This window comes from Bradyrhizobium sp. SRL28 (assembly GCF_018596315.1).
GTDB lineage: Bacteria > Pseudomonadota > Alphaproteobacteria > Rhizobiales > Xanthobacteraceae > Bradyrhizobium.
The window spans coordinates 441,740-456,634 of the sequence record NZ_JAHEAG010000001.1; the positions used below are offsets into that span (position 1 = coordinate 441,740).

General features: G+C 61.4%; 11 protein-coding genes. 6 read left to right on the forward strand and 5 right to left on the reverse strand.

Annotated features, from left to right (window positions below):
* Window position 1 precedes the first annotated feature (1 nt).
* The 3 genes from urtC to urtA form a co-directional block, all read right to left on the reverse strand.
* On the reverse strand, window positions 2–1,147 hold the full coding sequence (urtC, locus tag KIP88_RS01860) for an urea ABC transporter permease subunit UrtC (protein WP_214486116.1): 1,146 nt from the start codon (window positions 1,145–1,147) through the stop codon (window positions 2–4).
* Between the two features lie 12 nt (window positions 1,148–1,159).
* The gene (gene urtB, locus KIP88_RS01865; protein WP_214486117.1) at window positions 1,160–2,086 is read right to left on the reverse strand and encodes an urea ABC transporter permease subunit UrtB; all 927 of its coding nucleotides are present in this window, start codon (window positions 2,084–2,086) and stop codon (window positions 1,160–1,162) included.
* Window positions 2,087–2,210: 124 nt separating this feature from the next.
* Window positions 2,211–3,470: an urea ABC transporter substrate-binding protein gene (gene urtA / locus KIP88_RS01870; RefSeq protein ID WP_214486118.1), complete on the reverse strand. Its 1,260-nt coding sequence runs from the start codon at window positions 3,468–3,470 to the stop codon at window positions 2,211–2,213.
* 173 nt (window positions 3,471–3,643) lie between these two features.
* Between urtA and KIP88_RS01875 the strand changes: the two genes are divergently transcribed.
* The gene (locus KIP88_RS01875; RefSeq protein WP_214486119.1) at window positions 3,644–7,015 is read left to right on the forward strand and encodes an ATP-binding protein; all 3,372 of its coding nucleotides are present in this window, start codon (window positions 3,644–3,646) and stop codon (window positions 7,013–7,015) included.
* Window positions 7,005–7,931: a response regulator gene (locus KIP88_RS01880; RefSeq protein ID WP_214486120.1), complete on the forward strand. Its 927-nt coding sequence runs from the start codon at window positions 7,005–7,007 to the stop codon at window positions 7,929–7,931. Before KIP88_RS01875 ends, KIP88_RS01880 begins: the two co-directional genes overlap by 11 nt.
* Window positions 7,932–7,946: 15 nt before the next feature.
* On the opposite strand, the gene KIP88_RS01885 is transcribed toward KIP88_RS01880, so the two are convergent.
* Together KIP88_RS01885 and KIP88_RS01890 are read right to left on the reverse strand one after the other, a co-directional pair.
* On the reverse strand, window positions 7,947–8,108 hold the full coding sequence (locus KIP88_RS01885) for a hypothetical protein (RefSeq protein ID WP_214486121.1): 162 nt from the start codon (window positions 8,106–8,108) through the stop codon (window positions 7,947–7,949).
* 84 nt (window positions 8,109–8,192) lie between these two features.
* The gene (locus KIP88_RS01890; protein ID WP_308163173.1) at window positions 8,193–8,828 is read right to left on the reverse strand and encodes a TetR/AcrR family transcriptional regulator; all 636 of its coding nucleotides are present in this window, start codon (window positions 8,826–8,828) and stop codon (window positions 8,193–8,195) included.
* Between the two features lie 466 nt (window positions 8,829–9,294).
* Between KIP88_RS01890 and KIP88_RS01895 the strand changes: the two genes are divergently transcribed.
* From KIP88_RS01895 to KIP88_RS01910, 4 genes are all read left to right on the forward strand, one after another.
* Window positions 9,295–10,968: an AMP-binding protein gene (locus KIP88_RS01895; protein WP_214486123.1), complete on the forward strand. Its 1,674-nt coding sequence runs from the start codon at window positions 9,295–9,297 to the stop codon at window positions 10,966–10,968.
* A gap of 1 nt (window position 10,969) precedes the next feature.
* Entirely contained in the window at window positions 10,970–11,701 is a 732-nt protein-coding gene (locus tag KIP88_RS01900) for a nitroreductase (protein ID WP_214486124.1), read from the forward strand.
* A gap of 95 nt (window positions 11,702–11,796) precedes the next feature.
* The gene (locus KIP88_RS01905; protein ID WP_214486125.1) at window positions 11,797–12,987 is read left to right on the forward strand and encodes an acetyl-CoA C-acyltransferase; all 1,191 of its coding nucleotides are present in this window, start codon (window positions 11,797–11,799) and stop codon (window positions 12,985–12,987) included.
* Between the two features lie 209 nt (window positions 12,988–13,196).
* A complete protein-coding gene (locus KIP88_RS01910; RefSeq protein ID WP_214486126.1) occupies window positions 13,197–14,855 on the forward strand; it encodes an MFS transporter in 1,659 nt (552 codons plus the stop codon).
* The last annotated feature ends 40 nt before the right edge of the window (window positions 14,856–14,895 follow it).

The window sequence follows — 14,895 nt, forward strand, 5'->3', positions numbered from 1 at the left end:
CTCACTCTGCCGGCGCGCCGTCGGCGACGGAATTGTCGGTCCAGCCGCTCTCGGACTTGGGCTTGCGTGACGAGATCAGCCGGTCGATCCGTGGCTGAACGTGATCCTGCCAGATGCCGGCGAGGCCGTTGGGGAAAGCAAGGACCACGGCGATGAACAATCCGCCGAGACCGAACAGCCAGAGCTCGGGGAAGGATTCCGAAAGACTGGTCTTGGCGAAGTTGACCAGCATGGTTCCGTAGACCGCGCCGAGGATCGAGAGCCGGCCACCGACCGCGGTATAGATCACCATCTCGATCGACGGCACGATGCCGACAAAGGATGGTGACATGAACCCGACCTGCAGCGCGAACATGGCCCCGCCGATGGCGGCGAAGACGGCGCCGACGCAGAAGGCGAAGATCTTGAAGTTGGCGACGCTGTATCCGGAGAAGCGGACCCGGTCCTCCTGATCCCGCATCGCGACCAGAATGCGGCCAAGCTTCGAGTGCCGGATGAACTGGGCGATGAAGATGCAGACGAACAACAAGCCTACCTCGAAGAAGTAGAGCACGACCTTGGCGTGGTCGGGACGAATGTCCCAGCCCTTGAGCGTGCGCAGGTCGGTCATGCCGTTGATGCCGCCGGTGTAACCCTGCTGACCGACGATCAGGATGGTCAGGATCGCGGCGACGGCCTGCGTGATGATGGCGAAATAGGTGCCGCCGACGCGGCGCTTGAACATCGCCGCACCGATGATCAGGGCGAAGAGGCCCGGCACCAGAATGACGGCGGCGATGGTGAAGGTGAGGCTGTGGAACGGCTGCCAGAACAACGGCAGCGAGGTGATCTGATTCCAGTCCATGAAGTCGGGAATGCCGGGGGTCGACTGGATCTTGGTGTTCGCGACGCTCGATGCCTCGAGCTTGAGAAACATCGCCATGCAGTAGCCGCCGAGGCCGAAGAATACGCCCTGCCCCAGGCTCAAGATGCCGCCATAGCCCCAGCAGATCACCAGCCCCAGCGCCACGAAGGCGTAGGTCAGATATTTGGCGACCAGGTTGAGCCTGAAGACGTCGAGGCAGAGCGGCAGCACCACCACCAGCAAGGCGGCGAGCACCAGGATGCCGATCAGCTCCGAACGCGTGGTGAAGCGATTGTCGTTCATGGCTCAGCCCCCTTATTTGCGGACCTTGAGGGCGAACAGCCCCTGCGGCCGCAGCATCAGAATTCCGACAACCGCGAGCAGCGTCAGCACCTTCGCCATCGATCCCGACATGAAGAATTCGAGCGTCGACTGCGTTTGCGAGATCGAGAAGGCCGATGCGATGGTGCCGAGCAGGCTCGCGGCGCCGCCGAACACGACGACCAGGAAGGTATCGACGATGTAGAGCTGGCCTGAAGTGGGCCCCGTCGAGCCGATCATGGTGAAGGCGCTGCCGGCGACGCCGGCGATGCCGCAGCCCAGCGCAAAGGTGAAGCGATCGACTTTCGCGGTGTTGATGCCGACCGCACCCGCCATAATGCGGTTCTGCACGACGGCGCGGACCTGGCGACCCCAGCGCGACTTGTACATGATGTAGGCGACCGCCATCGTGATCAGCACGGTCAGGCCCATCACGAAGACGCCGTTGATCGGCACCTCGATGCTGTCGGAGACCTTGAGCGAGCCCAGCATCCACTGCGGCAGATCGACGCCGACCTCACGCGCGCCGAAGATCGAGCGATAGGCCTGCTGCAGCATCAGGCTGAGGCCCCAGGTCGCCAGCAGCGTGTCGAGCGGCCGTTTGTAGAGATGACGTATCAGCACCCACTCCACCAGCATGCCGAGCGCGCCGGAGGCGAGGAATGCGAGGATCATCGCGAGGAAGAAATAGCCGCTGAACAAACCCGGCAGATAGCTCTGGAACACATTCGACGTCATCCAGGTGACGTAGGCGCCGAGGATCATGAACTCGCCATGCGCCATGTTGATGACGCCCATCTGGCCGAAGATGATCGCAAGACCGAGCGCCATCAGAACGTAGACGGAAAACAGGATCAGGCCCGCAAAACCCTGCATGACGAAGATGGAGCCCAGATCGCCAATCGAATATTCGCCGAACATCTGACTTCTCCGTCGAGGGGATAAGGTCCCGCGTCGCGAAAAGATTCGCGACGCGGGGTCGTGAGCGCGGATTGACGGTCCACGCCAGGGAGCTCGGGGAAAGCGGCGCGAGGTTCCGCTGCGCTTACTGGTAGCCCTTCGGGAACGGATCGGGTTCGACCAGATCTGATGTCTCGAAGATCAGTTCGAACTGGCCATCGAGCTTGGCCTTGCCGACGCGGGTCTTCGACCAGAGGTGATGGTTTTCGTGGATGCGCACGTAACCTTCGGGCGCCTCCTTGAATTCGATGCCTGGCGAGGCGGCTGCGATCTTGTCGACGTCGAAGCTGCCGGCCTTCTCGCAGGTCAGCTTCCACAGCCACGGGCCGAGATAGCCGGCCTGCGTCACGTCGCCGATCACGGTCTTCTCGCCCCACAGCTTCTTGAAGGCGGGAACGAACGCCTTGTTGTTGGCATTGTCGAGCGACTGGAAGTACTTCATGCAGGCATAGGCGCCCGCGATGTTTTCGCCGCCGATGCCGTCGATTTCGTCCTCGGTCACCGAGATCGTCAGCAGCGCCTGCTTCGAAAGGTCGACACCGGCCGCCTTGAGCTGCTTGTAGAAGGCGACGTTCGAACCTCCGACCACGTCGGTGAAGATGACGTCGGGCTTGGTCAGCTTGATCTTGTTGATGACCGAATTGAACTGGGTGCTGCCGAGCGCGTAATATTCCTCGCCGACGACCTTGCCCTTCAGCACGTTCTCGACGTGCTTGCGCGCGATCTTGTTCGAGGTGCGCGGCCAGATGTAATCCGAGCCGATGAAGAAGAACGATTTCGCGCCCTTCTCCTTGGCGATCCAGTTCAACCCGGCGAGAATCTGCTGGGTGGCTTCCTGGCCGGTGTAAATGACGTTCTTGGACTGCTCGAGACCTTCATAGAAGGTCGGATAATAGAGCATGCCGTTGTACTGTTCGACGACCGGCAGCACCGCCTTGCGCGATGCCGAGGTCCAGCAGCCCATGATCGCCGCGACCTTGTCGTTGACGAGAAGCTTCTTGGCCTTTTCCGCAAAGGTCGGCCAGTCGCTGGCGCCGTCTTCCTGGATGAACTTGATCTTGCGTCCGAGCACGCCGCCGGCGGCGTTGATCTGTTCGATCGCGAGCTTTTCGGCCTGGATCGAACCGGTCTCCGAAATCGCCATCGTGCCGGTGGCCGAGTGCAGGATGCCGACGGTGACTTCCGTATCGGTGACCGCGAGGCCCGTGGTGTTGACCACGGAGGTCGCGGGGCCGGCTCCGAATGACGGCCGGGGAAGCATCGAAATGAACGGCAGCGCCGCCGCGCCCATCAGCAGTTTGCGGCGAAGCGGCGACTGCAGGCCTTTGCTTGTTTCGTCTGACATGAGCACCCCATTTTTGTTCGAGAACGCGCTTTGGTCAGCCGAGGATGAACCGGATTTGTGCACCGCACAGATACGTGGGATTGCGTATATTGCACCGCAAAATAGCGACGTAGGTTTCTGGTACGGAGTTTGCTGGTTATGCGGGGTCGGCAAAGCGGGTCAGGAGCATCACAGTGGCAGGGCGGCAGCGGATTGACCGCGTCAGGCGCCAATATAATCAATGGGTTGCGAACCAAACCCTGGAAGACTACGCGCTGCGCTTCACCGCCAAGAGCGCCCGGCGATGGTCGGCCGCCCGCGTCGCCAATACAGCCCTTGGCGCCATCTCTTTTCTGGCGCTGGAAGCGATCGGCGGCACGATTACGCTGAATTATGGCGCGGCCAACGCCACCGCCGCCATTCTGGTCGTCAGCGTCATCATCTTCTTTTGCGGCCTGCCGATTGCCTACCATGCCGCAAAATGCGGCATCGATATCGACCTGCTGACCCGCGGCGCCGGCTTCGGCTACATCGGCTCGACCATCACCTCGCTGATCTACGCCTCCTTCACCTTCATCTTCTTCGCGCTCGAAGCGGTCATCATGGCAGCCGCGCTGGAGATGTGCTTCGGCATCCCGCGCCCGATCGGCTATCTCATCAGCGCCGTCGTCATCATTCCCCTGGTGACCTACGGCATCACCTTGATCAGCCGCTTCCAACTGTGGACGCAGCCGCTCTGGGTCATCCTCCACATCCTTCCCTTCGTGGCGATCGCCTGGGCCAACCCGCATTCGTTCACGGAATGGCGCAAATTCGCCGGCGAGCATGGCGACCCAAGCGGCCATCTCGATCTGCTGCTGTTCGGCACCGCCGCATCGGTGGTGTTTTCGCTGGTGGCGCAGATCGGCGAGCAGGTCGACTTCCTGCGCTTTCTGCCGCGTGACCGCCGAACCTCTCGTACCTCATGGTGGATCGCGCTGCTCAGCGCCGGCCCCGGCTGGATCGTCTTTGGCGCACTCAAACTATTGTTGGGCTCGTTCCTCGCCTACTTCGCGCTCAGCCACGGCGTCTCCAGCGAGCACGCCGCCGAGCCCGCGCATATGTATCTCGAAGCGTTTCGTTACGTGCTGTCGCAGCCCGATCTGGTGCTGGCGCTGACCGGCACCTTCGTCATTCTCTCGCAGATCAAGATCAACGTCACCAACGCTTATGCCGGCTCGATCGCGTGGTCGAACTTCTTCTCGCGGCTGACGCACAGCCATCCCGGCCGCGTGGTCTGGCTGGTGTTCAACGTCATGGTGGCGCTGCTCTTGATGGAAATCGGCGTCTACAAGGCGCTGGAGCAGACGCTGGCGCTCTACTCCAACGTGGCGATTGCCTGGGTCGGCGCGCTGGTCGCCGATCTCGTCATCAACAAGCCGCTTGGGCTTCGCCCGCAGCACATCGAGTTCAAGCGCGCGCATCTCTACGACATCAACCCGGTCGGCGTCGGCGCCATGACGATCGCGACCATCGTCTCGATCTCAGCGTTCTACGGCCTGTTCGGACCGACGGCGAAGGCCCTGTCGGCTTTCGTGGCGCTGGCGGTCGCCTTCGTCACCGCGCCGCTGATCGCGTGGGCTACGGACGGAAAATATTACATCGCGCGCAAGCCCAAGCGAAGCTGGCAGAATCTCGAATCGATCCAGTGCTGTATCTGCGAGCACTCGTTCGAGCCGGAGGACATGGCCTCCTGCCCCGCCTATGCCGGACCGATCTGCTCGCTGTGCTGTTCTCTCGACGCCCGCTGCCACGACCTCTGCAAGCCGCACGCGCGCGCCGGCGCACAGGTGTCGGAGGCGCTCGGCAAGCTGTTGCCGGAGCCGATCTATGCCCGGATCAATTCGCAGTTCGGGCATTATCTCGGCGTGTTCGCGGTGTCCGCGGGCCTCGTCGGCCTGACGCTCGGGCTGATCTATCTGCAGACTTCCGCGACGATTCCGGTCGACGGTTTTTCGCTATCCGACGTGATGTGGAAGGTGTTTTTCGCGCTCACCATTATCATCGGCGTAGTGGCGTGGCTGTTCGTGCTGGCGCAGGAGAGTCGCCGTGCGGCGGAAGCGGAAACGCGGCGGCAGACCGCGCTCTTGATTCAGGAAATCGACGCGCACAAGCGCACCGATGCCGAACTGCAGCGCGCCAAGGAAGTGGCTGAATCCGCCAACCTCGCCAAGAGCCGGTATGTGGTGGGGCTCAGCCATGAACTGCGCTCGCCGCTGAACGCCATATCCGGCTATGCTCAGTTGCTGGAACAGGACACCAACCTCGCCACTAAACCGCGCGATCAGGTGCGCGTGGTCCGCCGCAGCGCCGACCATCTGTCGGGGCTGATCGACGGCATTTTGGACATTTCCAAGATCGAGGCGGGCCGACTCTATTTATCGCGCGACGAGGTGCGGTTGAGCGAATTCCTCGACCAGCTCGTCGGGATGTTTCGCGTCCAGGCCGCCGCCAAGGGCATCGACTTCGTCTTCAAGCGGCCTTCGGTGCTGCCCGTCGTCGTCTATGCCGACGAAAAGCGCCTGCGCCAGGTGCTGATCAACCTGCTGTCGAATGCGCTGAAATTCACGCAGACCGGCAGCGTGCAATTCGTCGTGCATTATCGCAGCCCGGTCGCGGAGTTCGAAGTGATCGACACCGGCCCGGGTATTCAGGCAGATGATCTCGAACGCATCTTCGCGCCATTCGAACGCGGCGCGCTCGGCGTATCGCAGCCGCAGACCGGCACCGGACTCGGGCTGACCATCAGCCGGCTGCTGGCGGGCGTGATGGGCGGCGATATCAAGGTGACGAGTGAGGTCGGCAAAGGCAGCATTTTCCGCGTCAAGATCCTGCTGTCGGAAGTCACCAATCCGACAAGGATTGCGCCGGTGGAGGCGCCGATCTTCGGCTATCACGGCCCGCGCAAGACGATCCTGATTACCGACGACGATCCGACCCATCGCGACCTCCTGCGCGAGGTGCTGGCGCCGCTCGGCTTCATTCTCTTGAGCGCGCCCGACGGACCCGGCTGCCTCGCGCTGGCGCAACACTGCCGGCCTGATCTGTTCCTGCTGGATATCTCGATGGCGGGCATGGACGGCTGGACGGTCGCGGAAACGTTGCGCGCGAGCGGCCATCATCAGGCCCGTATCCTGATGGTGTCGGCGAGCGCACTGGAAGCCCATGGCGCGCCGCTGGCGCAGCCGTTTCATGATGGCTATCTGATGAAGCCGATCGATATCCCCAAGCTGGTGGAGACGATCCGGCAATTGCTCAAGCTCGAATGGCAGTACGAGGCCGAGCCAATACCCCAGCCGCGCTGGAAACCGGAAACCGGCTCGCGGCCACCGGTAAAATATGTCGAGGAACTGATCGGCCTCGGGCAACTCGGCTACATCCGCGCGATCCAGATCAAGCTGGACGAGATTGGGAACGATTACCCCGAACATGCCGATTTCGTTTCGCAAATGCGCTCGCTGGTCGACCGCTTCGATCTCGATCAGTACATGGCGACCCTGAAAACACTGCACAGCTATGATCACTGAATCCAAAAAGCGCGACGTCGCCCTCGTCGTCGACGATTCGCCGGAGACGCTCCGGCTGCTCACCGACGCGCTCGACGGCGCCGGCATGACGGTCATGGTCGCGCTCGACGGCGCCGCGGCGATGCGGATCGTCGACCAGATCACGCCCGATATCGTACTGCTCGACGCTGTTATGCCCGGGTTGGACGGTTTTGAAACCTGCAGGCGGCTGAAGCGCGACGCCGGTCTCGACCACGTTCCCATCATCTTCATGACAGGGCTCGCCGAAACCGAGCACATCGTTCGCGGCCTAGAAGCCGGCGGCGTCGATTATGTGACAAAACCCATTGCGGTCGAGGAGATGCTGGCGCGCATCCGCGTCCACCTCGCCAATGCGCGGCTGACCCAGAGCGCGCGCGCCGCGCTCGATGTCTCCGGCCGCTATCTGCTGGCCGTGAACAGCTTGGGCAAGATCATGTGGGCAACGCCTCAGGCGCAGAAACTGCTGTCGGATGCGCTTGCCGCTGATAGCGACGATGTCGTGCTGCCCGAGCCGATCCCGCAATGGCTCGATCAGGCCCGCAAGGGCAAGGCCGGGTCAAAGACTGCATTCATGGCCGCACTTCCCGGCAACGAGCAGCTTCGGCTGCAGTATATGGGCAAGCTTGGCGCGAACGAATTCCTGCTGCGGCTTGCCAAGGATTCCAGCACCGAGACGCCGGCGGAATTCTCCAGCGAGCTTGGCCTGACGACGCGCGAGGGCGAAGTGCTGTCGTGGCTGTCCAAGGGCAAGACCAACCGCGACATCGCGCAAATTCTGGGCTTGAGCCCGCGCACCGTCGACAAGCACCTCGAGCAGATCTACTCGAAACTCGGCGTCGAGAACCGGACCGCGGCGGCTGCGATCGCGGTGAACGCGAAGCATCGAAAATCTTAGGATGGATTTCCAAGCCTACGGCCGACCAGAGAACCGATCAATCAGGGTTTCCATCGACGTATTCAGTTCGTCAGCATTGGTGGCACCGGCAAACACGTAGCCCGGCAACAGCTTGATTTCCCATCGTCGCAGATTGCGGGGCCCGGCACGAACGTTCCGGGGGGTGACGGCCAGCAATACTGAAAACTCTTCGCGGGCCGTTTGGCGGACTCGCTGGTCAGCGTATCCACCACCATCCACCATTCGTCGAACGTGAGATCTTTACGCCATTCTCCCGCTCGTGCCTCGCAAGCAGAAGGCAACAATAGCCTTGGCCTGACGTTGACGCTCTGCGGTCGAGAGGCTGTCCAAGGCCAAGGGACCGACAAGGCCTTCGAAAAGGGAGCCAACGATGCACGCGGCGGAGGCTTGAACGTCCTGGACGGGAAATTCTCCGTCACGAATCCCCTGCTCAATAATCCCTTCGAACACCCGAGCAAGTTTTCTGCGATATTTGAGGCGTGCCGATTCAATTTCCGGCTCGACCGGCTCGGCGACGAGGGCATGCGCCAGCTTCCGGCCTAACAGGGCGCGGCTTGCAAAGAGCCACGCAGAAGCCGACAGCCGTTCAGCGGCCGTGCCATTCTCCGTGGCGACTTTCGCGACGGCATCCACCTCACGCTGAGCCACATCCGCAACAACCTCGACCATCAACTCGGCCTTGGAAGGGAAATTGCGGTACAGCGTTCCCAACGCGACACCTGCGGTCTCGGCAACGGCGTTCATTTGGGTATCGCGGAATCCGACGCCCGTCACCAACTCCCGAGCCGCACGCAAAATAGATGCACGCTTGCTTGGCGATGGCGTTCGGAGCCGCACGCTTCGCGTCGGCTTGCTTGCACCTGACATATGTCCCATCCGAAAATCGTTTCAGGGAGCGGGAAGGAATCTGGTTGATTAGATAGACCGTCTTTGTCGTCCGCCTGCAAGCGAGATTCTACTATCGGGAACTCATGCTCGGGTAAGTGGTTCGGGCTTTCCCTGCCACAGGAACTGCCTTCTGCCCCTCAAAACGTGCCGTCTCTGGGCGTGATGCCAAGCCGAAGCGCCAATTTAGGGCTTGACACCAAGTAGAATTAGAATTCTATTTTCATTAACGATAAGCAAACAAGGCTCGGCGTTCCCCGGTAGGAGCGTCGTGGAAGCCAAGGCTGGAATCCCGGTTCTAGCTCTCTCAGCAATGTGGGAGCGGCGCCGAACAGCAGATGCGGGACAAAAGTTTGCCGCGCCTGTCCGAGTTCTCCAGCGCCCATGCTTCCGACGTGGCGGGCAAGTCGGCCGCGGCCGGCGTGCCTGTTCAGATAATTCATAGGAGGGAACTCTCGTGCCGTCTCAACAGCATGTTGCCGCCCAAGCGCGTATTCACGAACTGGTCGCGCTTTACGCTGATCCAAATGCGAGTGCCGCCGATCTCCTGTGCGACCGTTATCCTCCCGGCGCCTTGGCATACAGGGTCGTCGGAACGGATCTCGAAGCAACCGACATCACATATGGGCACTTGCGAAAGGAGTCCGAGAGGTTCGCGGCAGCACTCGCGGGCCTCGGTGTTGGTCCGGGCGATCGCGTCGCCACCCTGATGGGGAAGAGCTCGGAATACCTTGTCGCTCTCATGGGCATCTGGCGGCTCGGAGCCGTGCATGTACCGATCTTCACGGCCTTTGCCCCGGCAGGCATCGCGTTTCGGCTGATCCGAAGCAAAGCGAAGGTGATCGTCTGCGATGAAACCCAGCAACAGAAATTGCTGCCTGGCGACGACATCCCTGCTCAAGCTTCGTGGAAGGTGGTGACGACAGCAGCGGAAGGCGCCGGTATTCCGGGCTCGCTGCGCTTTTCCGAGGTGATGAGCGCTCAGGTGCCAGGGCGGCCTGCGGCACGGCTTGGCGGTGATGCTCCGATCATTCAGATCTATACATCCGGCACCACTGGAACACCGAAGGGAGTGTTGGTGCCGACCAGGGCGCTGGCGGGTTTCCGGGCCTACGCAGAATTCGGCCTGGGTCTCGGCCCCGACGATCTCTACTGGTGCGCGGCAGACCCGGGATGGGCCTATGGCCTGTACTTCGGCATCCTCGGAGCGTTCACCACCGGAGTGCCGAGTTTACTCCTGACGGCCGGGTTCGATGCGGCGACGACCTTCGAAGTTCTCGCGCGGTACAACGTCACGAACTTCACCGCCGCCCCAACTGTCTACCGTTCGATGCGCGCGTTCGATGGCCCGCGACCGAAGCTCACGAAGCTGCGCTGCGCCTCAAGCGCTGGTGAACCCCTCACCCCGGAGGTCAATCTCTGGGCCGTAGAAGCTTTGGGCATCGCCGTGCACGATCACTACGGCCAGACCGAAGCTGGCATGCTGATCAACAATCATCATCACCCCGATTTGGTCGCCTCCCTGAAGCAAGGTTCCATGGGCAAGCCCCTAACCGGCTGGTCGGCGCTGGTTCTGAAGGAAAACGAAGACGCTCCCGCCGCTGACGGCGAACTCGGGCGCGTGGCGATCGAACTGAAGGACAGTCCCCTCGCCTGGTTCACCGGATATATCGACGACGCGCAGAAGAGCGCCGAAAAGTTCGCCGGGAATGGTCGATGGTATATGACCGGCGATGCAGGTCGGCGCGACGAGGATGGCTATTACCATTTCTCCTCGCGTGATGACGACGTCATCATCATGGCAGGATACCGGATCGGCCCGTTCGAAATCGAATCGATCATCGCGACGCATCCCGTGGTCAGCGAGTGCGCGGTTATCGCGGTGCCCGACAGCACGCGCGGCGAGGTTCTGGAATCCTATGTCGTCTTACGGTCCAGCGAGAAGCAATCCCCGGAGGTCGTGAAAAGTATCCAGGATTGGGTCAAGACGCGCTATGCGGCGCATGCCTATCCACGGCAGGTGCATTTCGTCGACGCGCTCCCCAAGACGCCGAGCGGAAAGGTGCAGCGCTTTATCCTGCGCCAAAGGCGACGCGATCAGCTGATCACCTCCGCGACCGGGACCCGTTGAAATGGAGACCGATACGTCGCTGCCCGGCTTGTCGGGCTCACCAAGGGAGGCGTCCAAGCATTGCCGGAATTCGCCGGTGATCGACGCCGTGGTGAACCGACACTCGGTGCGGCACTTTTTGTCGACCCCGGTTCCCCTGAATGTGGTCAGGGCGATCCTGTCTGCGGCCGCTCGCGCTCCGTCTGGCACGAATTTCCAACCTTGGCACGTCCGTGTCGTGACCGGGGTGACCCGGGCCAATCTCTCCCAAGCCGTCACGCAAGCTGCGGAGGCCGGAGAGCGTTCCGATGAATATTCCTATGCCCCTGCGCCGGTGATGGAGCCCTATCTCTCGCGCCGGCGAAAGGTGGGATACGACCTGTACAAGCTGTACGGCATCGCGCGCGATGATTTCGCGGCGCGCAAGCAGGCCATGCTGCGCAATTTCGAATTCTTTGGCGCGCCGGTTGGACTGTTCTTCACCATGGAGAAACGCCTTCTTCTCGGCTCCTGGCTCGACTGCGGAATGTTCATGCAGAATGTGATGATCCTCGCCAGAGCGCATGGGCTCGAGACCTGCGCACAGCAGGCTTGGTGTGAGTACGGGCGCGTCGTGCACCAACAACTCGACATCCCCGATACCCACATCGTGCTGTCTGGAATGGCGCTCGGCCATCCTGATCCCGACGCGCCCGCAAACAACCTGATTAGTGATCGCGTGAGCATCGATGACTTCGCTGTTTTCCACCAATAGGTGCTGGAGAGGACCTGCCGGCGAGACAATTCGGCTCGACGGCGCCTTACGAATGCAAGCTCGCTGAAATTTCGCACGTCGGAGGAGTTGGAGAGATGATGGACAAAGACCCCGTCGTGATCGCCGGAGCGGCACGCACCCCGATCGGCGCCTTCCAGGGCGAATTGCGTGCAGTCGCCGCCCCCGAACTCGGAGCAGCCGCCATCCGAGCCGCCTTGGAACGATCGGGTATCACCGGCGACGCCGTGACCGAGGTTGTTTTCGGTTGCGTGCTTTCGGCCGGCCAGGGGCAGGCGCCCGCGCGACAGGCGGCGCTTGGCGCGATGCTGCCGATATCGGCGGGCGCCACGACCGTGAACAAGATGTGCGGCTCCGGCATGAAGGCCGTGATGATGGCCCACGACCAGATCCTTTCGGGCGACGCCGACGTGATAGTGGCCGGCGGCATGGAGAGCATGAGCAATGCACCGTACCTGCTCGACAGGGCGCGCGCCGGGTACCGCATGGGTCATGGGCGCATTGTCGATCACATGTTCCTGGACGGCCTCGAGGATGCCTATGACAAAGGCAGCCTCATGGGCGTCTTCGCCGAGAACTGCGCAGAAGCGTATCAGTTCACTCGCGAAGCCCAGGACAATTTTGCCATGCGTTCACTGACACGCGCGCAGAGCGCCGGCGCTGCAGGACGTTTCGAGCGCGAGATCGTCCCCATCACCGTGACGGCAGGTAAGCTGCAACGCGTCGTGCGTGAAGACGAACAACCGTCCCGGGCACAGCCGGAAAAAATCGCAAAACTAAAACCAGCATTCCGGGAGGGCGGCACCGTGACGGCAGCCAATTCTTCCTCGATTTCAGACGGTGCCGCAGCGATGGTCCTGATGCGGCGTTCGGAGGCAGAAAAGCGGGGGCTCACCCCTCTCGCTGCTATTGCCGGCCGTGTGACCCATGCGGGGTTGCCGAGCCAGTTCCCGACAGCCCCCGTCGGAGCCCTGCGCAAGCTGTCCGAACGCACGGGGTGGAGCCTGGACCGCGTCGACCTGTTCGAGATCAACGAGGCTTTCGCTGTGGTCGCCATGGCGGCGATGCACGATCTCGGCCTTCCACCTGAGAGGGTCAACATTCACGGCGGCGCCTGCGCGCTCGGTCACCCGATAGGCGCATCGGGCGCCCGAGTGATCGTTACCCTGCTCGCGGCGCCGGAAACGCACCGCATGAAACGCGGCGTTGCAACCTTGTGCATCGGCGGTGGCGAGGCCACCGCCGTCGCTATCGAACGCCTTGAGTAAGCGCGATCCGGTCGGGCGAGGCCTGCGCGCCGGACCGTTAATGCTTCGCACTTGCAGGGAAATTCGTGTCGCAATGTTGAGGGAGTATCCGAACTAACCAGCCGCGGGCCGGCCCAGAAGAAGAAAAAGCAAAGTCTAGAGAGCACCAGGAGCAGCGCATTCGAAGAATGCGCTGAAGGAAAACTTTTGTCTCAAAACGGGAGGGAAACATGACGTATGTGCAAGCCATGCCGAGAACGGCTGGAATGACTGACAAAGACAGGCGCGTGATCGTCGCAGCGTCGCTGGGCACGATCTTCGAGTTTTACGACTTTTTTCTGATCGGCCTTCTGGCAACGGAAATCGCAAAGGCATTCTTCTCCGGCGTTAACCCCACAGCCGGGTTCATCTTCACCCTGCTCGGCTTTGCGGCCGGGTTCATGCTCCGGCCCTTTGGCGCGATTTTCTTTGGTCGATTGGGCGATCTCGTCGGCCGGAAATACACCTTCCTGGTGACGATCGTGCTGATGGGGCTATCAACCTTCGTCATTGGCCTGTTGCCAGCCTATGCAACGATTGGCATTGCGGCACCCGTCGGCTTCATCGCGATGCGCATGTTGCAGGGTCTTGCGCTCGGAGGGGAATTCGGCGGTGCGATGATTTATGTCGCGGAACACGCTCCGCTTGAAAAACGGGCCGCCTGGACGGCGTGGGTTATTCTCACCGCTGCGCTCGGCTTCCTGCTTGCTGTTGCCGTCATCATCCCGCTGCGCCTCGCAATCGGCCCTGATGCCTTTTCGTTCTGGGGCTGGCGTATTCCTTTCGTGATCTCCATCGTTCTGCTCGGTATCTCGCTTTGGATCCGCCTGCGCCTCGATGAATCGCCGGAATTCAAGCGCATGAAGGCTGAAGGGCGAGCCTCCAAGGCCCCGCTGTCAGAGACCTTCAAGAACTGGAAGAACGTCAAACTGATCCTGGTGGGGGCGCTGTGCATCCTGCCGGCGCAAGCCGTGATCTGGTACACAGGACAGTTCTATTCTCTCTTCTTTCTGACCAAGGTTCTGAGGGTCGAAAATCTGACGGCCAACTACATGCTGATCGCCGCCACGATCATAACTACACCGCTGTATGTCGTGTTCGGCAGCCTGTCCGATAAAATTGGCCGCCGTCGGGTGTATGTGACCGGGTACGTGCTCGCAGCTCTCCTGACGATCCCGATCTTCAAAGGGATCACTCATTATGCCAATCCCGCCCTCGAACGCGCGCAAATAGACGCTCCGATTACGATCCTCGCAGATCCCAACGATTGCTCGGTGCAGTTCAACCCGCTTGGGACCTCGAAGTTTACTTCGTCGTGCGATGTGGTGACCGATGCGCTGGCCAAGCTCGGCCTCAGCTACAATACGGAGAATTCGACGAGCACCCCCGTGGCGGTGGTCAAGATCGGAGAACGGTTGATCAGGGGATACCCCGCAGCGGCACCGGATGCGATCTCGGAGAAGGGACGCTTCGACACGGAACTGAAGGCGGCATTGAGCGACAACAAATATCCTCTCGGGCCGGCCGCGCACGGGGATATCAACGCACCCATGATCGTCCTTCTGCTATGTGTTCTTCTGACCTTTGGGACGATAACTTTTGCTCCCACCACCACTTCGTTGTTGGAGATGTTCCCATCGCGTATTCGATATACCGCGATGTCGTTCCCCTATCACATGAGTGCCGCGTGGTTCGGCGGATTTCTACCCGCTACGGCCTTCGCGATTGTAGCGGCGACAGGGAATATCTACTCGGGGCTATATTACCCGGTGTTCATTTCTGCCGCATGCGTGGTGTTGAGCCTGCTGTTTGCGCGCGAGACAAGAGGGACCGACATCTCTCGAGGATGATAGCGTCCGGGTAGCCGATGAGAGGAACGGCGCTTCTCGA

Excerpts from the sequence above, each read along its gene's own strand:
- KIP88_RS01880 (WP_214486120.1), top strand. The coding sequence starts at position 7,005 with ATGATCACTGAATCCAAAAAGCGCGACGTCGCCCTCGTCGTCGACGAT.
- KIP88_RS01905 (WP_214486125.1), top strand. The coding sequence starts at position 11,797 with ATGATGGACAAAGACCCCGTCGTGATCGCCGGAGCGGCACGCACCCCG.
- urtC (WP_214486116.1), bottom strand. The coding sequence starts at position 1,147 with ATGAACGACAATCGCTTCACCACGCGTTCGGAGCTGATCGGCATCCTG.
- urtA (WP_214486118.1), bottom strand. The coding sequence starts at position 3,470 with ATGTCAGACGAAACAAGCAAAGGCCTGCAGTCGCCGCTTCGCCGCAAA.
- urtB (WP_214486117.1), bottom strand. The coding sequence starts at position 2,086 with ATGTTCGGCGAATATTCGATTGGCGATCTGGGCTCCATCTTCGTCATG.
- KIP88_RS01900 (WP_214486124.1), top strand. The coding sequence starts at position 10,970 with ATGGAGACCGATACGTCGCTGCCCGGCTTGTCGGGCTCACCAAGGGAG.
- KIP88_RS01890 (WP_308163173.1), bottom strand. The coding sequence starts at position 8,828 with ATGGGACATATGTCAGGTGCAAGCAAGCCGACGCGAAGCGTGCGGCTC.
- KIP88_RS01910 (WP_214486126.1), top strand. The coding sequence starts at position 13,197 with ATGACGTATGTGCAAGCCATGCCGAGAACGGCTGGAATGACTGACAAA.